The sequence below is a fragment of the Bacteroides fragilis NCTC 9343 genome (genome assembly GCF_000025985.1).
GTDB classification, from domain to species: Bacteria; Bacteroidota; Bacteroidia; order Bacteroidales; family Bacteroidaceae; genus Bacteroides; species Bacteroides fragilis.
On record NC_003228.3, the window covers coordinates 4,977,095 to 4,997,921 of the forward strand.

Annotated in this window: 13 protein-coding genes; 10 read left to right on the plus strand and 3 right to left on the minus strand. The window is 45.3% G+C overall.

The genetic code is table 11. From position 1 onward, the window contains the following. Positions 1 to 557: 557 nt before the first annotated feature. Positions 558 to 2,216 carry a 6-bladed beta-propeller gene (locus BF9343_RS20515; protein WP_008661581.1) on the minus strand — a complete coding sequence of 553 codons (1,659 nt, stop codon included), beginning with the start codon at positions 2,214 to 2,216 and terminating at the stop codon, positions 558 to 560. A 25-nt stretch (positions 2,217 to 2,241) separates the two neighbouring features. On the opposite strand from BF9343_RS20515, the gene BF9343_RS24130 reads away from it, so the two are divergent. From BF9343_RS24130 to BF9343_RS20540, 6 genes are all read left to right on the plus strand, one after another. Then, positions 2,242 to 2,367, plus strand: a complete 126-nt coding sequence (locus BF9343_RS24130; protein WP_005791201.1) for a hypothetical protein — start codon at positions 2,242 to 2,244, stop codon at positions 2,365 to 2,367. 48 nt (positions 2,368 to 2,415) lie between these two features. Then, positions 2,416 to 2,937, plus strand: coding sequence for an NUDIX domain-containing protein (locus tag BF9343_RS20520; protein ID WP_005791198.1), 522 nt, complete (start codon positions 2,416 to 2,418; stop codon positions 2,935 to 2,937). Between the two features lie 39 nt (positions 2,938 to 2,976). Then, positions 2,977 to 5,985, plus strand: a complete 3,009-nt coding sequence (locus BF9343_RS20525; protein WP_005791196.1) for a tetratricopeptide repeat protein — start codon at positions 2,977 to 2,979, stop codon at positions 5,983 to 5,985. Positions 5,986 to 5,991: 6 nt separating this feature from the next. Further along, positions 5,992 to 7,695, plus strand: a complete 1,704-nt coding sequence (locus BF9343_RS20530; protein ID WP_010993764.1) for a TonB-dependent receptor — start codon at positions 5,992 to 5,994, stop codon at positions 7,693 to 7,695. A 278-nt stretch (positions 7,696 to 7,973) separates the two neighbouring features. Continuing rightward, positions 7,974 to 10,319 carry a type I DNA topoisomerase gene (gene topA, locus BF9343_RS20535; protein ID WP_010993765.1) on the plus strand — a complete coding sequence of 782 codons (2,346 nt, stop codon included), beginning with the start codon at positions 7,974 to 7,976 and terminating at the stop codon, positions 10,317 to 10,319. A gap of 171 nt (positions 10,320 to 10,490) precedes the next feature. Next, on the plus strand, positions 10,491 to 11,474 hold the full coding sequence (locus BF9343_RS20540; RefSeq protein WP_010993766.1) for a DUF4842 domain-containing protein: 984 nt from the start codon (positions 10,491 to 10,493) through the stop codon (positions 11,472 to 11,474). Positions 11,475 to 11,659: 185 nt separating this feature from the next. On the opposite strand, the gene argS is transcribed toward BF9343_RS20540, so the two are convergent. Next, positions 11,660 to 13,453 (minus strand): arginine--tRNA ligase, encoded by a 1,794-nt coding sequence (gene argS / locus BF9343_RS20545; RefSeq protein ID WP_010993767.1) that lies wholly within the window; start codon positions 13,451 to 13,453, stop codon positions 11,660 to 11,662. A gap of 87 nt (positions 13,454 to 13,540) precedes the next feature. Further along, positions 13,541 to 13,813, minus strand: coding sequence for an HU family DNA-binding protein (locus BF9343_RS20550; RefSeq protein WP_005791188.1), 273 nt, complete (start codon positions 13,811 to 13,813; stop codon positions 13,541 to 13,543). A gap of 247 nt (positions 13,814 to 14,060) precedes the next feature. On the opposite strand from BF9343_RS20550, the gene BF9343_RS20555 reads away from it, so the two are divergent. The 4 genes from BF9343_RS20555 (at position 14,061) to secDF (ending at position 20,551) form a co-directional block, all read left to right on the plus strand. Continuing rightward, positions 14,061 to 14,735 (plus strand): rhomboid family intramembrane serine protease, encoded by a 675-nt coding sequence (locus BF9343_RS20555; protein WP_005791187.1) that lies wholly within the window; start codon positions 14,061 to 14,063, stop codon positions 14,733 to 14,735. Then, complete coding sequence (locus BF9343_RS20560) at positions 14,716 to 15,615, plus strand: rhomboid family protein (protein ID WP_005791185.1); 900 nt, start codon at positions 14,716 to 14,718, stop codon at positions 15,613 to 15,615. Before BF9343_RS20555 ends, BF9343_RS20560 begins: the two co-directional genes overlap by 20 nt. 3 nt (positions 15,616 to 15,618) lie before the next feature. Beyond that, the gene (locus tag BF9343_RS20565; RefSeq protein ID WP_005791183.1) at positions 15,619 to 16,716 is read left to right on the plus strand and encodes an endonuclease/exonuclease/phosphatase family protein; all 1,098 of its coding nucleotides are present in this window, start codon (positions 15,619 to 15,621) and stop codon (positions 16,714 to 16,716) included. An 811-nt stretch (positions 16,717 to 17,527) separates the two neighbouring features. Then, on the plus strand, positions 17,528 to 20,551 hold the full coding sequence (secDF, locus tag BF9343_RS20575) for a protein translocase subunit SecDF (RefSeq protein WP_005791181.1): 3,024 nt from the start codon (positions 17,528 to 17,530) through the stop codon (positions 20,549 to 20,551). The last annotated feature ends 276 nt before the right edge of the window (positions 20,552 to 20,827 follow it).

A 20,827-nucleotide genomic window follows, 5' to 3' on the forward strand; every position in this document is an offset into this window, starting at 1 on the left:
GAGTGTTTCTATGACAAATAGTTGCAATATACCGTTCCCAGCTAACCGAACATTGGTAGAAGCGGCAAGAAATAGAAATAAAAATGAATAAAAAAAGCAATGATATACAACAAAAGCGAATAAATCCAGAGAAATGGCATAATCATGCAAGCAGGATATGAATAAACAGAATATGGTAAGTTAACTTCATGAAAGGAGTAAGTTAACTTCCTGTCGGTAGAAAACTAATTCTTTGCCAACAGGATGTTAACTTACTAAAAACGGAGGATAAATCAGTGACCCAATTGGGGAAGAAAGAGGCTGGTTGCATACTGAAAAAGAAAAAGCACCGATAGAAGAAAGAAAGCAAACAGCAAGCACAGGAGACAAGTAGACAGACGGATCAAGGAATATCATATCCAAACATCCGCCAATCAGCAAAACAGCTACAATATAGACAAACACAGAAGCCAAATGCAGCGCATTTTTTGCGCTGCATGAATCTTCATCCGAATTTATCCGGTTACAGACAGAGCTTACCGGACAAATTGTAAATTTGACAAAATGAAATTAACTCGTCATTTAGGAGGGAAATCGACTACAATAACGAATTTACTTCTGACTGGTATTTTTTTATCTGTCATTCCGGGTAAAAGTTTAGCCTGCCGGATCAGCCTTAAGGCTTCTTCATCCAACTCTTTCAGCCCACAAGTTCCCTCGCTCTTATTCTTCATAGCCCCGCTCTGAGGATCGAGATCCCATCCATAACTGATGCCTACACCTGTAATTGTTCCGTCTTTTTCTGCTATGCCACGCACAAGGACGCGCTTGCCCTTTTTCGGATCCCAATCTTTATATTTATTATGAGTACGGAAATAATCAATGGCATCAGGAAGTATAGCTGAATATGGAGATACACTCCACACTGTATCCGCCTCCGATGCTACTTCGGACTGAACGGCAGTCTTTACCGGTTCCTCTTTTGCCGGTTGTTGTTCCTGCTCCGTTATTTTCTGAACCGGATTAGCAGAAAGTATCAGACTTTCTCCTTTTGACTTAAACTTACCGACCAGAATATAGTTATTATCGTCAACGGAAATCGAATTCTTTAATTTTGTAAGTCGATCTGATTCTTCTTTAGAAAAACGTTCGGGTCTAGCAAGGACTTTTTCCAATTCATCAATCAAATCTCCCGGATCGAGATTCATCAGAAAACGTCCGTCCTGAAAACAGTCGTACGGATACTCGACCGGAATGCCCCCAAGTTCATCAATCACCAATGTACAATAGGTCCCTTTCAGGCTATGCTTATCTATCAAAACATTCATTGGAGGCATACCCTGCCCATTAACAACCTCTGTTATGATGTTGACCCAATAATGTCCGGGAAACTCCGTATACGTATGCTTGGGAATATCCTGAGTCCCGAAATTGGCGGTAAAAACAGGAACCAAACGATTCTCTTTCGCATCATAGTGATACAAGGAATCTTGTACGGCAGACCAATTAAAGATGAAGAAGTCAAAAGAACCGGCATTCCGGTTACTGCTCACTTCATTGCTGTAATCATCATAAGTATAATAAGGAGTCGAACTGATGGATTGCAATACATTTCCTTTGAGATCTTGTTGCCAAAGCACAAATTTATTTTCTAAATCCTGGAAAGGCAAGATGCCCATAGTCAATAGATTCTTTTTCGTATCTACCCGGAACACTCCTTTAGGAACTCGGGCCGGCAAAGGTATCGGAGGAAGTATATTTCCATCCAAGTCAAAAACCAATAGTTGATTTGAAGTCCACGGAAGCATATAAATCCGATTATTCACTTCATCGATCTGAGCATCATAAATATTGGTATACTCACCGGGACCTTGCCCAAGCCCGCCAATTTGACGCAGGAAAGTCCCATTCTTATCAAATAGCTTACAAGGCATTAAATAACTTCCCAAAAGCATGTACCGGTCAGAGACCGCCATATATCCGGACTTGACTAATGCCGTATCCCGGGTTTCAAGCTTGATAATCTCCAGGTCGTCTACCAACTGGCTGAGCCGTATCTGCATGGTATCTTTTATCAACCCGACGTCCAATACCACTATACTGTCAGTACCGGCCTGTTTCCAGGTCGCTACCAAAGGACAATCATCCAAAGATTTCTCATCTGATGTTTTTATTCCCGAACAAGAAGCATGCAAAAGAAGTACTCCGCAAAATAAAAGAGAATGAAGTGATTTCATAGTTTGTGTATTAATAAATAAATCAATGGCAAAGGTAGAGAAAGAAAAAGGAAAAGAAGAAAAAGGAAGCGGACATTACAGTAGTCATTTCCCATTCTTTATCAACACTTTATATTATCAAACATACAATACTGGCGGACATATCACCTGAAACTGCTTCTTTTTCGTTATTTTTGCCTGCACAAAAACAAATAGAATGATGGAACATCCACTTAATCAATTTAAATACTGTCCGAAATGCGGTTCTGCCGCTTTTGAGATTCACAACGAGAAGTCTAAACAATGTACCGATTGCGGGTTCGTTTATTATTTCAACCCGTCATCGGCTACAGTGGCACTGATCTTAAACGAAAAAGACGAGTTACTGGTATGCCGCCGTGCCAAAGAGCCGGCGAAAGGGACGCTGGACCTTCCGGGTGGCTTCATCGACATGAACGAAACGGGTGAAGAAGGAGTAAGCCGGGAAGTAGAAGAGGAGACCGGACTAAAAGTGAAAAAGGCAACCTACCTGTTTTCCCTTCCGAACATTTATATCTATTCCGGGTTTCCTGTACATACGCTCGACATGTTTTTCCTTTGCCAAGTGGAAGATACAAGTCACTTTGAAGCAATGGATGATGTGGCGGACTCGTTTTTCGTCCCATTGTGCCAAATTAATCCCGAAGAGTTCGGGTTGGGCTCTATCAAAAAAGGGTTAAAAAGATTCCTGAAAGAGAGGTAAAATACATAAAAACAAGTACTTTTGTCAAAACTCTGAATTATGAAAAAAAAGATATCACGATTGATATGTGCCGTGGCATGTTGTGTGCCTGTCGCCTTGCAGGCACAAACCAGCGAGAAAATAACGTCTCCCGTAAATCTGTATAAAGAAGGGAAAGAGCTGTTCCTGCAAAAGAACTATGCAGCCGCAATGCCTCCCCTGCGCACATTTGTCCGCCAGAAAGCGGACGTGAACCTGAAAGAAGAGGCTGAATACATGTTGGTATGTTCGGCGTATGAATTGAAAGACCGTAATGCCATCGCGCAACTACGCAACTATCTGGACACCTATCCGGATACTCCTCACGCAAACCGTATTTATGCACTGATTGCCTCTGCTTATTTTTATCAGGGCAACTATGATGAAGCTCTCGCCTTGTTCAACTCTTCCCGCCTTGATTTGCTGGGCAACGAGGAACGGGATGACATGACCTATCAATTGGCTACCTGCTACCTGAAAGTCGGCAATGTCAAAGAGGCCGCCATCTGGTTCGAAACCCTGAAAGCAAGCAGTCCCAAATATGCGAATGACTGTTCTTACTATATCTCATACATACGTTATACGCAAAAACGGTATGACGAAGCACTGAAAGGCTTTCTCCCCCTGCAGGATGACGCAAAATACAAGGCATTGGTGCCCTATTATATCGCTGAGATTTACGCCGTCAAAAAGAATTATGACAAGGCACAGATCGTAGCACAAAATTATCTGTCTGCCTATCCGCAAAACGAACACGCCGCGGAAATGTATCGGATTCTGGGAGATGCCTATTATCATTTTGGAGATTATCACAAGGCGGTCGCCTCTTTCCGGAATTATCTGGAAAAGGAAAATACTCCACGAAGAGACGCACTTTATATGCTGGGACTGTCTTACTTTCAGACCGGCGTATTTTCCAAAGCTGCCGAAACACTCGGAGAGGTCACTACCGAGAGCGATGCACTCACTCAAAACGCATACCTGCACATGGGACTCGCCTATCTGCATCTGGCTGAAAAAAACAAAGCCCGCATGGCATTCGAGCAGGCTGCCGCCTCGAACGCAAACCTGAAAATTAAAGAACAGGCCGCCTACAACTATGCATTGTGCATCCACGAAACATCTTATTCGGCTTTCGGCGAGTCGGTAACTGTTTTTGAAAAATTCCTCAATGAATTCCCGAACTCAGAATATGCGGAGATGGTAAGTAGCTATCTGGTAGAAGTGTATATGAACACACGGAGCTATGAGGCGGCCCTGAAGTCAATCGACCGCATCGCACATCCCGGTAAACGCATTCTGGAAGCAAAGCAACGTATCTTATTCCAACTGGGCACACAAGCATTCGCCAATACACAATTCGAACAAGCCATCGGTTATTTCGACCGCTCGCTCGGACTCGGACAATACAACCGCCAGACCAAAGCCGACGCCCTCTACTGGAGAGGCGAAGCTTATTACCGCTTGAACCGTATGGAGGAAGCTAAACGGAACTTCACCGATTATCTGCAATTGACCCAGCAGACCCATAACGAGATGTATGCCCTGGCACATTATAACTTAGGCTATATCGCATTTCACCAGAAAGACTATACACAGGCACAAAACTGGTTCCGGAAATATATCAGCCTGGAAAAAGGGGAAAACAAAACGGCACTGGCCGATGCTTATAACCGCATCGGAGACTGTTATCTGGATGTGCGCAACTTTGACGAAGCCAAACATTATTACTCACAGGCAGAAGCGATGAATACTCCTTCGGGAGACTATTCATTCTATCAACTCGCACTTGTATCGGGCCTGCAAAAAGATTATTCAGGCAAAATCACTTTGTTGAATCGCCTGGCAGGTAAATATCCCGCTTCCCCCTATGCCATCAGCGCCCTGTACGAAAAAGGCCGTTCTTATGTATTGATGGACAACAATCAACAGGCCATCGCTTCGTTCAAGGAACTATTGGCTAAATATCCCGAAAGTCCTGTCAGCCGCAAAGCAGCGGCAGAGATCGGATTGCTCTATTACCAAAACGAGGACTACGACCAGGCTATTAACGCTTACAAGCAAGTCGTCCAAAAATATCCGGGAAGCGACGAAGCGCGTCTGGCCATGCGTGACCTGAAGTCGATCTATGTGGATATGAACCGTATCGATGAATTTGCGGCGCTGGCTTCGGCTATGCCGGGCAACATCCGCTTCGATGCGAGCGAGCAGGACTCACTGACTTATATGGCAGCTGAGAAGATTTACATCCGGGGACGAGTGGAGCAGGCCAAAGAGAGCTTCGGAAAGTACCTGCAAACTTTCCCGGATGGAGCATTCGGACTGAACGCACACTATTATCTCTGCCTGATAGGCAAAGAACAAAAGAACTACGACATGATTCTGGAACATTCGGGCAAGTTGCTTGAGTATCCGGACAATCCTTTCTCGGAAGAGGCATTGATTATGCGTGCGGAAGTACAATTCAATAAAGTACAGTTTGCCGATGCACTGGCAAGCTACAAAATGCTGAAAGAAAAAGCAACTACCGCCGAACGCAGACTGCTGGCCGAAACCGGTATGCTCCGTGCGGCTTATCTGCTAAAAGACGATACGGAAACCATTCATGCGGCAACTGCCTTATTATCGGAAGCCAAACTAAGCCCGGAACTTAAGAACGAAGCCCTGTATTACCGTGCCAAAGCTTATCTGAATCAGAAAGCAGACAAAGCCGCCATGGGCGACTTGAAAGAACTGGCCAAGGATACACGTAACCTATACGGTGCAGAAGCAAAATTCCTGGTAGCCCAGGAACTGTATAACTCACAGAACTATGCCGCTGCCGAGAAAGAGTTGCTGAACTTCATCGATCAAAGCACACCGCATGCCTACTGGCTGGCGCGTGGCTTCATCCTCCTGTCCGATGTATATGTGGCTATGGATAAAAAGTTGGATGCCCGCCAGTATCTGCTGAGCCTGCAACAAAACTACCATGCTGACGATGACATTGAGAGTATGATTGAAAGCAGACTGAACAACCTTAATAAGTAACAGAGTATGAAATATAATAATTATATCCTTTTAGGAATTGCTTTTACTGCACTGCCCGTTTCGATACAGGCTCAGACGCAGCCCAAAGATACGACTGTAAACCGCACCGTAATAGTGGAGCAGCAATATAATCCGGACATAATGGATGCTGCCAAGGTAAATGTCCTCCCCAAAGTTGAAGAGCCCTCCGTAAGCAAAAAGGAGGTGGAGTACGCTACATTCACAACTCCCGCCACTTCGATTCCGGCAGGGACTATAGGCGCTTACACCGGCAAAGAGATACAACCGGGATTCATCCCGGGTTATGTTCGCCTGGGATATGGCAATTACGGTAACCTGGACGTTTTAGCCAATTATCTGTTCCGTCTCTCGGACAGGGACAAACTGAACGTGAACTTCAAAATGGACGGAATGGACGGTACGCTGGATATGCCCTTCGGTGATACCCGAAAATGGAACGCTTTCTATTACCGTACACGGGCCAATGTAGACTATGTACACCAGTTTGCAAAACTGGATTTGAATGTAGCCGGTAATTTCGGCCTGAGCAATTTCAATTATGAACCTTACGGATTCAAAAAGCAGAAATTCACCTCCGGTGACGTACACTTCGGAGTAAAATCAACAGACGAAACCCTGCCCTTGCAATACCGGGCGGAAACCAATCTGATGCTATACGGACGGCAGCAATGCCAACTCTTCGGAGGGGTAAACGAAACAATGGTACGTACTCTGGCAACCGTAAGCGGTTCAGTCAGTGACGAGCAGACAGTAGCTATCGGATTTGCCATGAACAACCTGATCTACGGGAACGAACTGAAAGAAAATAAAGACCGGATAAAGGATATTTTCAAAAACCGTACAACACTTGATCTGAATCCTTACTACGAATTGAATAATGACAGTTGGAGAGTACATGTAGGCGCCAACGTAGACCTCTCTTTCGAAAACGGGAAAGCTGTCCGCGTGTCTCCGGACGTGAAAGCTCAATATGTATTCTCGGACAGTTACGTACTATATGCCAAAGCAACAGGAGGCAGACAATTAAACGACTTCCGCCGGCTGGAAACTTATAATCCGTACCTCGATCCGGGACAGGAGGTAAAAGACACTTATGAACAACTGAATGCCGGACTGGGATTCAAAGCCAGTCCGACACCCGGACTTTGGTTCGACATCTTCGGCGGATACCAAAATCTGAAAGATGATTTATACCAATCGGCAGACGCCTGGGAGGGTGGAGACGGAGCAAACTACATTGGTTTGGGACAGACCCATACAGATAACTTTTACGCAGGTATCAAAGCCAGCTATGAGTACAAAGACTTATTTGCTATTTCAGCAGGCGGAACTTATTATCATTGGAATGCGGACGCTCAAACAACCGGTTCAAAATCCTCCGATTATAATGAAGCGTTACTGATGAAACCGGAGTTTGACCTCGGAATTCACACGGAAATTCATCCGATAGCCGCGCTTTGGCTAAACGCAGGCTACCAATATACCCGCAGGGCCGAACGTTATACCGGACTTTACGCGAAAAGTATTCCTGCCGTCAGCAACCTGAGCTTGGGAGCCACATACAGAATCTTTAAAGGAATTTCGGCATATGTAAAGGCTGACAATCTGCTGAATAAGAAATATCAGTACTACTTATACTATCCGGTTGAAGGAATCAATTTTGTGGGGGGACTGAGCTTCCGGTTTTAAAAGATCCTCAAAACCAGATCCGGTTATTTAGTAAAACTCAGGAGTTAAAGAAGTCATCGGTCTGACCGGAGGTAAAAAGGCCGAAGTGAATTATTACCGGGAATTTACTTCCGATTAAAGGCTTTCACTCCTCTAACTCCTGAGTACAAAAAATTTAAAAGATTCTTATAAAAAAGGTCTTTTTTTGCAAAAAAAATCAGATTCTCTCTATATTATAAGGTAAAGAAAACGTTTTTTTCTACTTTTGCGGGCAATTTATATGTTTTAATATCACAGATATGCAGAAAAACCTTGTCATTGTCGAATCTCCAGCAAAAGCAAAAACGATTGAAAAGTTTCTTGGGAAAGATTTTAAAGTCCTCTCAAGTTACGGACATATTCGCGACCTGAAGAAAAAAGAATTTTCTATCGATATAGAAAAGAATTTCAAACCCAAATACGAAATACCCGCAGAGAAACAAGAGCTGGTTAATAAACTGAAAGAAGAAGCAAGCAAAGCAGAAACCGTATGGCTCGCATCCGATGAGGACCGGGAGGGAGAAGCCATTTCATGGCACCTTTACGAAGTCCTGAAATTAAAACCTGAAAATACGAAACGTATCGTTTTTCACGAAATCACCAAAACAGCTATACTGAAGGCTATCGAACAGCCACGCGACATTGACATCAACCTGGTGAATGCTCAGCAGGCACGCCGTATCTTAGACCGTATCGTGGGTTTCGAACTTTCACCTGTTTTGTGGAAAAAGGTAAAACCTGCACTTTCTGCTGGTCGGGTACAATCGGTTGCCGTACGTCTGATCGTAGAACGCGAACGTGAGATACAGGCTTTCAAGAGCGAAGCTTCTTATCGTGTCACAGCTGTTTTCCTCGTACCGGATGCTGATGGCAAGCTGGTAGAAATGAAAGCAGAACTGGCACGCCGCCTGAAGACAAAGAAGGAAGCCCAAAAATTCCTCGAATCATGCAAGGCAGCCACATTCTCTATCGAAGATATCGTAACCCGCCCGGTAAAGAAAAGCCCGGCAGCCCCATTTACCACCTCAACCCTACAACAGGAAGCTGCCCGCAAACTCGGCTTCACTGTAGCGCAAACCATGATGGTTGCACAGAAGCTTTACGAATCGGGATTAATCACCTATATGCGTACCGACTCGGTAAATCTGTCCGAATACGCCACAGAGGGAAGCAAAGTTGCCATCGCACAGATGATGGGCGACCAATATGTGCATCCACGCCATTTCGCTACGAAGACCAAAGGAGCTCAGGAAGCGCACGAAGCTATCCGCCCGACTTACATGGAAAACCAGACCATCGAAGGATCGGCTCAGGAAAGAAAACTATACGACCTGGTTTGGAAACGTACCATAGCCTCACAAATGGCAGACGCCGAACTGGAAAAGACAACGGCAACCATCGGTATCAGCAACGGTAACGATAAATTTACCGCTACCGGAGAGGTGATCAAGTTCGATGGTTTTCTGCGTGTATACAAAGAATCGTATGATGACGACAATGAACAAGAAGACGAAAGCCACCTGCTGCCCCCTTTGAAGAAAGGACAAATGCTGGAACATCAGGGAATCGTAGCTACCGAACGTTTCACACAACGTCCGTCACGCTATACCGAAGCCAGCCTGGTGCGCAAGCTGGAGGAACTGGGAATCGGACGTCCGTCAACCTACGCACCGACCATCTCTACCATCCAGCAACGCGAATATGTGGAGAAGGGGGATAAACCGGGAGAAGAGCGCTCGTTCGATATACTGACCTTGAAAGATAATCAGATTACGGATATCAAACATACGGAAATTGTCGGAGCAGAGAAATCAAAACTATTGCCAACGGATATCGGCACTGTAGTCAATGACTTCCTGACCGAATACTTCCCCAATATCCTGGATTATAACTTTACGGCAAACGTTGAAAAACAATTCGACGAGATAGCTGAAGGCGATAAGAAATGGACAAGCATCATGAAGGATTTCTATAAGGACTTCCATCCTTCAGTAGAAACGACACTGGCTACCAAAACCGAACACAAAGTAGGTGAACGGATTCTGGGAGAGGAACCTAAAACCGGAAAGCCCGTATCGGTGAAGATCGGACGTTTCGGCCCGGTAGTACAGATCGGTACGGCCGATGACACAGACAAGCCACGCTTTGCACAGATGAAGAAAGGACAGTCTATGGAGACCATCACTCTGGAAGAGGCACTGGACTTATTCAAACTGCCGCGCAAAGTCGGAGAATTTGAAGATAAAACCGTAACAATCGGTACCGGACGCTTCGGACCTTATGTATATCATAATTCTAAATATGTGTCTTTGCCCAAAACTTATGACCCGCTGGAGGTCACACTGGACGAAGCTATCGAGCTAATCCTGGCTAAACGTGAAGCGGAAGCGAAAAAGCACATCAAGAAGTTTGATGAAGATGCAGAAATGGAAATCCTCAACGGCAGATACGGACCATACATCGCTTACAAAGGAAATAACTACAAAATACCCAAAGACGTGGTACCGGTCGATCTGAATTACCAGACCTGCCTGGAAATCATAAAACTGCAAAGCGAAAAAGCAGAAAACGCTCCGAAACGCGGACGCTACGCTAAGAAAAAATAGCCACATTCGGGCATCCCGACTGAAAAGTACAAATAATACAGATTATACTTACTTTCTCTAAAAAGTAGATAAGGTCTGTATTATTTGTACTTTTTTTGTTTTTCAAACTATTATTCAGCAAGTTATCATTTTAATTGTTTATCTTTGTAGAACAAACAAAACGAACAGTCTATGAAGAAAGTCATTTTAGCAGTCGCCTCCATTGCATTGTGGACTTCTTGTATCGAGGATGAGAAAGATTATTCTCAGATTATCGAAACACGTGTAGCAAATTGCGAAACATCCAAAGATTTCAGCGTACCTGTCAAAGAGGGATATACCACCTTTGTCACCTCCGGAGAAGATACCCTGGCAATGGCTAATGAACCTATCACCATCCGTATCCCCAAAAACGCCACAATATCGACTCGTGCCGAAGGAGACGGTATCAACATCAGTTATACGATTCTGGACGAAGGATCGGAAACAACTTACGCAAAGGTGTGGCAGGCCATCATGTTCGAAGATACGCAGAATGGTGATTACGATTACAACGATTTGATTATCCATGTAAAGAATACCGCCAGTAATCACGCCTACCAGCATCCCACCGAGACTTGGCAAACGATAGAGATCCAGCCCATCGCATTGGGAAGCACCAAGACGATCAAACTAGGGTGTATCCTATCCGATGGCTCAACGCACATGATCAGCGATGACGTCAGAACTGATTTATTCGGCGGAAGACAGGGATTCATCAATACAGTCAATGACAATGACCCGATACGTTACAAACTGGCTTCAACCAATATAAAAAACTATGCCATGCCCAAGAAAGAAAAAACCTCAGCAGCGTGGGTAGCCTGGTTCATTGAGGTAGACGGAAAACGGATGTACGCTGCCAGCTCAGACATCGATTACAAATCCTACGATATGGTAAATAAGGAAAATATGCCTTATGGCCTGGCCGTTTCGAATGGTAATGGCACGTTCAGCTATCCACAGGAAAAGAACAGTCTTTTTGAGACGTATCCGGGCTTTAGCGATTGGATCAACGGTAAAGTAAGCTCCATCGGCAGTTTCCAAAAAGAACTTGTCTACAAATATTGCTCCGGCGGCATTATCGGCGAAGACGGTAAATCACATAAGATCTGGGATTATCTGGATTTAAACTAACCTGAAATAACCGGTCATTATTGGCAGTGGCGATCCATGGCATAAAAAGTGCTTGGATCGCCACTGTCTGTTTTATCCCCTACCTTATGGCAAGACTCCCCCGTAATACAACATACGGGATCTCTTTAGCAGTTGTGTCCCGGCTAAAGAAACCCCGTAGTTTCTATTTTTGTTCAAAGAACTTCTTACATTCTATCCGGCACCTCAATGCCCAGCAATCCCATACCTAAACGGACAACCTTGGCAATATTGGCAGACAGAGCAATACGGAATAACTTCACGTCTTCATTTTCTTCACGCAAGATACTGAAATCATGATAGAACTGATTGTACTCTTTCACCAGGTCGTAAACGTAGTTGGCGATACCCGACGGGCTATAATCTTCACCTGCCTGGCGCACTACCGCAGCAAAATCGGCAACCATCTGAATCAATCCCTCTTCCTTCTCGCTGAGTTCGATATTGGCCGGAAGTACTTCCGGAATCACGATACCCGCTTCGGCGGCTTTGCGCAACACAGACCGGATACGTGCATACGTATACTGGATAAAAGGTCCTGTATTACCGTTAAAGTCGATAGACTCTTTCGGATTGAAAGTCATATTTTTACGGGCATCCACTTTCAGGATAAAGTATTTCAGTGCACCCAATCCAACGATACGTGCAATATCGTCCGCCTCTTCTTGTGTCAAACCGTCCAGTTTGCCCAATTCCTGAGAGGTTTCTTTGGCTGTCGCAATCATTTCGGCCATCAGGTCATCAGCATCCACCACCGTACCTTCACGTGACTTCATCTTGCCTTCAGGCAGTTCGACCATACCATAAGAGAAATGCACCAGGCTCTTGCCCCACTCAAATCCGAGTTTATCCAGCAAGATAGACAATACCTGGAAGTGATAGTTTTGCTCGTTACCTACCACGTAGATCATTTTATCGATGGGATAATCGGCAAAACGCAGCTTAGCCGTACCGATGTCCTGAGTCATGTATACCGAAGTTCCATCGCCGCGAAGCAACAGTTTGTGATCCAATCCTTCGGCTGTCAGGTCAGCCCAGACAGAACCGTCTTCCTTCTTGAAGAAGAAACCTTTCTCAAGGCCTTCCATCACTTTCTCTTTACCTTCCAGGTATGTATTGGATTCATAATAGATTTTATCGAAACCGACTCCCATCTTACGGTACGTTTCATCAAAACCGGCGTATACCCAGTTATTCATCATCTGCCAAAGCGCACGCACTTCCGGATCACCGGCTTCCCATTTCACCAACATCTCACGCGCTTCATTCATCAACGGGGAGGCAGCTTCCGCCTCTTCCTTCGACATGCCTTTCTCCATCAGTTCAGCTACTTCAGCTTTGTAATGCTTATCGAAAGCGACATAATAATCACCTACCAGATGATCGCCTTTTTTGCCTGATGATTCGGGAGTTTCACCCTTGCCATACTTTTGCCATGCCAGCATCGACTTACAGATATGGATACCGCGATCGTTGACAATATTGGTTTTAACCACCTTATTGCCGTTCGCCATGACGATATTGGCCAACGCATTACCCAACAGGTTATTACGAACGTGGCCCAGGTGAAGGGGTTTATTGGTGTTGGGAGAAGAGTACTCAATCATCACCAGCGGGGCATTTTCATCTGCCGATACAATGCCATATTGCGCATCGGTATGAATTTCATTAAGCAGTTCGATCCACGTAGCCGACGCAACGGTCAGATTCAGGAAACCTTTGATCACATTAAAAGCTGCCACAGCCGGTTCATTGGCTTTCAGATACTCACCGATTTCCTGTGCGGTTTGCTCCGGGCCCTTCTTCGACATTTTCAGGAAGGGGAATACCACAAGGGTGAGGTGTCCTTCAAACTCTTTTTTCGTCTTTTGCAGCTGCACCTGCGCGGCAGGTACATCCTGTCCGTAAAGTGCTTTGAGTCCGCTGATTACGGACGTCACAAGTTTATCTTCTATCTTCATATCCAAGTTATTATTCTGCGCGCAAAGATACAAAAAAAGGAGACGCTAAAGCGCCTCCTCTCTTAATTTCTTTTCAACTATAAATGCTTATTTTATAGCATCTGTCAGCTCAGCACCCGGTTTAAATTTAGCAACTTTCTTTGCAGGAATCTCAATTGCCTTCTTGGTAGAAGGATTGATTCCCATTCTTGCTGATCTTTCAGCTACAGAGAATGTACCAAATCCAACCAAGGAAATTTTGTCACCAGCCGACAAAGCTTTTGTAACCGAAGAAAAGAAAGCTTCAAGCGCTTTCTTAGAATCCACTTTACTCAAGCCGGATTCCGCTGCCATTGCATTAATAAGTTCAGCCTTATTCATAATACGTAAATGATTAATTAATATATGTTACACAAAAGATATCCTTAAAATCCTCACAAATATAAAGTAACAAAACAATATATCAAATAAAAACATCAAAAAAACACATCAAATTGTTGAAAAAGAACTAATAGTAGATTATTTTTCTGTTGTAGAACAGAATTTATTCGTATTTTTGCGTTCATTATGATGTGCGAAGAAGCTAATACGCACATTATCACATTAATTACATTAACAAATAAGAAGGATGCCTACTGTAACAAAAAACCTGATAATTATCAATGTTCTCCTGTTCCTCGCACAATTTGTAGCACAAAGCTATGGGATCAACTTATCCGACTATCTGGGTCTGCACTTTTTCCTTGCCGACAATTTTAATCCGGCACAGCTATTCACTTACATGTTTATGCACGGGGGATTCACCCACATCTTCTTTAATATGTTTGCGGTATGGATGTTCGGACGGATTCTCGAACAAGTATGGGGCCCGAAACGTTTTTTATTTTATTATATCCTCTGCGGCGTGGGCGCAGGCTTACTTCAGGAAGGAGTACAATACATACAATACGTGACCGAACTGTCGCAATATACCAGTGTAAACATCGGTACGGGTATCATCCCTATGAGTGAATACCTGAACATGATGACTACAGTGGGAGCTTCGGGAGCCGTGTACGCCATCTTGCTGGCTTTCGGAATGCTGTTCCCCAACCAGCAGTTGTTCATCTTCCCGCTGCCTTTCCCTATCAAGGCAAAATTCTTCGTTATCGGATATGCCCTGATAGAACTGTATGCAGGTTTTGCCAATAATCCGGGCGACAACGTGGCGCACTTCGCGCATCTCGGAGGAATGATATTCGGATTCATCCTGATCATGTACTGGAGAAAAAAGAACAGAAACAATGGGACATATTATAACTGACCTGAAAGAAGCGTTTCGTAGAGGGAACGTCTATATTCAACTGATATTCATCAACGTTGGGGTATTTGTCATTACAACGCTGATCGGTATCTTACTGCAGTTGTTCAACCGGAGTGCCGCCGGTATCTTCGAGCTGCTGGCTTTGCCGGCTTCTTTTACCCGATTTGCATGGCAGCCATGGTCTATCTTCACCTACATGTTCATGCATGCGGGATTTCTGCACATCCTGTTCAACATGCTATGGCTCTATTGGTTCGGGGCGCTGTTTCTGTATTTCTTCTCGGGCAAGCACCTGAGAGGCCTTTATATAGTAGGAGGAATCTGCGGCGGACTGCTTTATATGATTTCTTATAATGTTTTCCCGTATTTCCGTCCCATGACCGCCTACTCCACCATGGTAGGCGCATCGGCTTCGGTGCTGGCTATCGTCGTGGCAACAGCCTACCGGGAGCCGAACTATCCCGTACGCCTTCTCTTCTTCGGCAATGTACGGTTGAAATATCTGGCCCTGATCGTGGTGCTGACCGATCTGCTGTTCATCACATCGAGCAATGCGGGCGGGCACATCGCCCACCTGGGTGGAGCACTGGCAGGACTCTGGTTTGCAGCAAGCCTGAACAAAGGGAAAGACATCACTTCATGGGTCAACAAGGCGCTCGATGCCATCGCCGCCCTGTTCAGCGCCAAAACCTGGAAGCGGAAACCCAAGATGAAGGTGCATTACGGAAACAATACCCGTCAGAACGACTACGATTACAACGCCCGCAAGAAGGCACAATCGGACGAGATAGACCGGATTCTCGACAAGCTGAAGAAGTCGGGATACGAGAGTCTGACAACAGAAGAAAAAAAGAGCTTGTTTGACGCAAGCAAAAGATAGCACATGAAGCATATAGGCAGATTAGCCCTATTCTTATGTCTGGCTGTCAACGCATTCTTCATCGGAATGTTACTGTTGACAGCTTACAGCCCGTATATCAATCCCGAAGTGCATCCGGTGCAGTCATGCCTGGGACTGACTTTTCCCATTTTTCTCGTCATCAACTTCTGCTTTCTGATCTTTTGGCTCATCGTGCGTTACCGTTTCGCACTGGTACCCCTACTGGGTTTCCTCCTTTGCTATCCGCAGTTGCGCACCTATATGCCTGTCAACCCGGGAACGGCCGGACAACCGGAAAACAGCATCAAACTCCTTTCGTACAACATCATGTCCTTTGGGAACATGAAGAAAGAGAACGGACAAAACCCCATCCTGAATTATATAAAAAACAGCAACGCCGACATCGTCTGCATGCAGGAGTATGCCGGCTCCGAAACCGCCAAGATACATCTCAGCAATAAAGAGATCAGGCAGGCATTAAAGGATTATCCGTATCACAACATCAAGCAAGTGGGAAAAACCGGAGCAGGCAGTCAACTGGCCTGTTACTCGAAGTTTCCGATTCTATCGGCACGCATGCTCGACTACCGGAGCAACTACAACGGCAGCATGGTTTACGAGATCAAGATAGGAAAAGACACCGTGCTGCTGATAAACAATCACCTTGAGTCGAATAAACTTACCCGAGAAGACAAAGTGGTGTATGAAGACATGCTGAAAGATCCGAAGGCGGGAAAAGTGAAAAGCGGTGTACGGCAACTCGTCAATAAACTGGCAGAAGCTTCGGCCATCCGCTCGGCACAGGCGCGCACCATCGCTCAGGAAATAGCCCATTCACCTTATCCGTCGGTCATCGTTTGCGGCGACTTTAACGACTCCCCGATTTCGTATGCCCACCGGGTCATCTCGCAAGATATGGACGATGCTTTTACTGAATCGGGATGCGGGCTGGGCATCTCATACAACCAGAATAAATTCTATTTCCGGATTGACAATATTTTGGTCAGTAAAAACCTGAAAGCGTCCGGATGCACGGTGGACAATTCCATCAAAGACTCAGACCATTATCCCATCTGGTGCTATATTACGCTCCCCGATTAATCGCAAACGACAATCCCTTTCAGAAGAATCTGAATAGCTTCGCCCGTTACGGCTCTTCCCCAAAGCACGCAAAGGAAGAATTGTTCTTTTGTTCATGATTCATCAGCCTTGCAAGCAAAAAGACAGGAAAAAGACCGATCCGCTAACTCGTCTTTACAAAAAGAATGCCCAACCGGAGGCCGAACAGGAAGAAAACCGGGTCATTGAAGGGTCAAAGCCGGGGATTAAGTAAGAATAAGTCCGGATTCGATACTAAAAGCCTCTTCGTTTTCCGAAAAAGAAGTAAGCATTTCCTTCAAAAGACGGTTACATTTTCTAAAAACGCTTACTTCTTTGCACTGACATCTCCATACGTTTTGAAAACTACGTTTACTGCTCCGGAAAACACGACTTATTCCGGCTCTTCATGCTCTAACCGGTTGCTCTCCGAACCACCTACCGGAGTATCAAAAAGCCTAAAATTCCCCTCCCTGAAGAGCACCGGGAATATTTACTTCCAGATCGCTTTCTTTCTGACGGAAAATAAAAACCGGACAAAGCAAAACGATAAACCGGGAAACGAAATAGAGACGTTTTTCCGGCCCCTCCTGTCCCGAGAGTCGAAAAAAAGAAAACTGGGAGGTTTCATTTGACATATTGCCAAAAAGACAAACGATACTTCCGCCAATATCTGTCGAAGCGTCCCAAAAATCCCCTTCACATTCAAATATTTGCCTCCTAATTACTTCTGAATGTGAAAAAAAAACTATATTTGCAGCCTTGTATGCGACAGAAATCAATTAAAATGTAATCATAATAAATTAAAAGTAAAATGCAAAACAAAGGATTTGTAAAGGTTTTTGCGGTATTACTCACGCTGGTATGCGTGTTCTACCTCTCTTTCTCCTTCGTGACTCGCCATTATACCAATAAGGCAAAAGAGTTTGCGAAAGGCGACGTGAAGGTAGAGCAGGATTACCTCGACTCTCTCTCCAACGAGAAAGTATGGTTGGGTAACTATACGCTGAAACAGTGTCGTGAAATGGAAATCAGTTTAGGTCTGGACCTTAAGGGAGGTATGAACGTTATCCTCGAAGTGTCTGTACCCGATGTTATCAAAGCATTGGCTGACAACAAGCCCGACGAAGCTTTCAACAAAGCACTGGCCGAAGCTGCCAAACAGGCAACCACCAGCCAGGACGACGTGATCACACTGTTTATTAAAGAGTATCACAAAGTTGCACCGGGTGCCAAACTCTCTGAACTCTTCGCGACACAACAGCTCAAAGACAAAGTAAACCAGAAATCATCAGACGCCGAAGTTGAAAAGGTGCTGAGAGAAGAAGTAAAAGCTGCCGTAACGAACTCATACAACGTGCTTCGTACACGTATCGACCGCTTTGGTGTGGTTCAGCCCAACATCCAGAGCCTCGAAGACAAAATGGGACGTATCATGGTGGAACTTCCGGGTATCAAAGAACCCGAACGTGTAAGAAAGCTGCTTCAGGGATCGGCTAACCTCGAATTCTGGGAAACATACAACGCCAAGGAAGTAGCTCCTTACTTGCAGGCTGCCGACTCTAAACTCCGCGCAGTCCTGGCACACGAAGCTACCGTCAACGATACAGTTGCCGCAGTAGATTCAACCGCCTTGGCTGCAGCAGAAGCTACTCCCGATAAAGCAGTCAGCGCTGCCGACAGCCTTGCTGCCGCACTGAAAGGCGGAGAAAAGAAACAGCAGGCTTCTTCTGCCGATCTGGAACAACTGAAGAAAGAGCATCCGCTACTGGCTATCCTGAGTGTAAATCCGAACGGAGGCCCTGTGGTAGGTTATGCAAACTATAAAGATACAGCGACTGTCAATTCATACCTCGCTATGAAAGAAGTGGCTGCCGAGTTGCCGAAAGATCTTCGCCTGAAATGGGGTGTTTCTCCGTTCGAATACGATCCGAAAGGACAGACTTTTGAATTGTATGCCATCAAATCAACCGAGCGTAACGGTAAAGCACCGCTCGAAGGTGACGTTGTAACCGATGCTAAAGACGACTATGACCAATACGGCAAACCGTCTGTAAGCATGTCGATGAACTCTGACGGCGCACGTCGCTGGGCATTGCTGACCAAGCAGAACATCAATAAGTCCATCGCCATCGTATTGGATAATTATGTATATTCCGCTCCGAACGTAAGTAACGAGATTACAGGTGGTAACTCACAGATCACCGGCCACTTTACTCCGGAACAGGCAAAGGACTTGGCTAACGTATTGAAGTCCGGTAAGATGCCGGCTCCTGCACACATCGTTCAGGAAGACATCGTCGGTCCGTCACTGGGTCAGGAATCTATCAACGCAGGTATCTTCTCATTCGTTGTCGCTCTGATCCTGTTGATGATCTACATGTGCTCTATGTACGGATTCATCCCGGGTATGATTGCCAACGGTGCTTTGGTACTGAACTTCTTCTTCACACTGGGTATCCTTTCATCTTTCCAGGCTGCGCTGACCATGTCAGGTATTGCCGGTATGGTGTTGTCACTCGGTATGGCGGTGGATGCGAACGTGTTGATCTACGAACGTACCAAAGAAGAGCTTCGTAGCGGCAAAGGCGTGAAGAAAGCATTGGCGGACGGTTACTCAAATGCCTTCTCTGCTATCTTCGACTCCAACTTGACTTCTATCATCACCGGTATCATCCTGTTCTATTTCGGTACAGGTCCGATCCGTGGTTTCGCCACGACTCTGATCATCGGTATCCTCTGTTCATTCTTTACAGCCGTGTTCATGACCCGTCTGGTTTACGAACACTTCATGAGCAAAGACAAACTGCTGAATCTGACATTTACTTCACCTATCTCTAAGAAGATGCTGGTAAATACACACTTCGACTTTATGGGTGGCAACAAGAAATGGCTGACTATCACAGGCGTGATCTTGCTGATCTGTATCGGTTCGCTGGTAACCCGCGGTTTGAGCCAGAGTATCGACTTCACCGGTGGACGTAACTTCAAGGTTCAGTTCGAAAATCCGATCGAACCGGAACAGGTACGTGAGCTGATCTCTAACAAGTTCGGTGATGCCAACGTAAGCGTTATCTCTATCGGTACCGATAAGAAGACTGTACGTATCAGTACCAACTACCGTATTCAGGACGAAGGTAACAATGTAGACTCTGAAATCGAATCTTACCTGTACGAAGCATTGAAACCGATGCTGACTCAGAACATCACACTGGCTACATTCATCGACCGCGATAACCATACGGGCGGCAGTATCATCAGTTCACAGAAAGTAGGTCCGAGTATCGCTGACGATATCAAGACTTCAGCCATCTGGTCGGTTGTATTCGCTCTGGTTGCTATCGGTCTTTATATCCTGATCCGCTTCCGTAACATCGCTTACAGTGCGGGTTCTGTAGCAGCACTGACCAGTGATACACTGATGATCTTAGGTGCTTACTCACTGTGCTGGGGCTGGATGCCGTTCTCTCTGGAGATCGACCAGACTTTCATCGGCGCTATCCTGACTGCTATCGGTTACTCAATCAACGATAAGGTGGTAATCTTCGACCGTGTGCGTGAATTCTTCGGCCTGTATCCGAAACGCAACGTAAAACAGTTGTTTGATGACTCTCTGAACACAACTCTGGCACGTACCATCAACACCTCTTTGAGTACATTGATCGTGTTGCTGTGTATCTTCATCCTGGGTGGTGACTCTATCCGCAGCTTCGCCTTCGCAATGATCCTGGGTGTTGTCATCGGTACACTGTCATCTCTGTTCGTAGCTTCTCCGATTGCATATATGATGCTGAAAAACAAAAAAGGTTCGGCACCTGCAACTACTACAGAAGAATAAAGCCTAATATATAAGGTATAAAAAAGCCTCCTCCGCGTAATTGTGGAAGAGGCTTTTTATTTTCTGACAGACCTTCCCTTCACAGAGACACGATCGAATGAAAAAGAAATAAAGGGGCGTGAATACAAGTGCAGTTTACTCAATCTTCCTCATGGTCATTTGACCAAGGTGACCACATCGCATACAAAAAGTAAGTGCATTCTTGCCCCGCCGGGAAGAATGCACTTGCACACAAACAAAACAAACAATAAGCCGATCTGTCACAGATGGGCATTG

Coding starts and splice junctions, on each gene's coding strand:
- BF9343_RS20550 (WP_005791188.1), bottom strand. CDS start 13,813: ATGAATAAGGCTGAACTTATTAATGCAATGGCAGCGGAATCCGGCTTG.
- BF9343_RS20520 (WP_005791198.1), top strand. CDS start 2,416: ATGGAACATCCACTTAATCAATTTAAATACTGTCCGAAATGCGGTTCT.
- secDF (WP_005791181.1), top strand. CDS start 17,528: ATGCAAAACAAAGGATTTGTAAAGGTTTTTGCGGTATTACTCACGCTG.
- BF9343_RS20530 (WP_010993764.1), top strand. CDS start 5,992: ATGAAATATAATAATTATATCCTTTTAGGAATTGCTTTTACTGCACTG.
- BF9343_RS20565 (WP_005791183.1), top strand. CDS start 15,619: ATGAAGCATATAGGCAGATTAGCCCTATTCTTATGTCTGGCTGTCAAC.
- BF9343_RS20540 (WP_010993766.1), top strand. CDS start 10,491: ATGAAGAAAGTCATTTTAGCAGTCGCCTCCATTGCATTGTGGACTTCT.
- topA (WP_010993765.1), top strand. CDS start 7,974: ATGCAGAAAAACCTTGTCATTGTCGAATCTCCAGCAAAAGCAAAAACG.
- BF9343_RS24130 (WP_005791201.1), top strand. CDS start 2,242: ATGGCAAAGGTAGAGAAAGAAAAAGGAAAAGAAGAAAAAGGAAGCGGA.
- BF9343_RS20555 (WP_005791187.1), top strand. CDS start 14,061: ATGCCTACTGTAACAAAAAACCTGATAATTATCAATGTTCTCCTGTTC.
- argS (WP_010993767.1), bottom strand. CDS start 13,453: ATGAAGATAGAAGATAAACTTGTGACGTCCGTAATCAGCGGACTCAAA.
- BF9343_RS20560 (WP_005791185.1), top strand. CDS start 14,716: ATGGGACATATTATAACTGACCTGAAAGAAGCGTTTCGTAGAGGGAAC.
- BF9343_RS20515 (WP_008661581.1), bottom strand. CDS start 2,216: ATGAAATCACTTCATTCTCTTTTATTTTGCGGAGTACTTCTTTTGCAT.
- BF9343_RS20525 (WP_005791196.1), top strand. CDS start 2,977: ATGAAAAAAAAGATATCACGATTGATATGTGCCGTGGCATGTTGTGTG.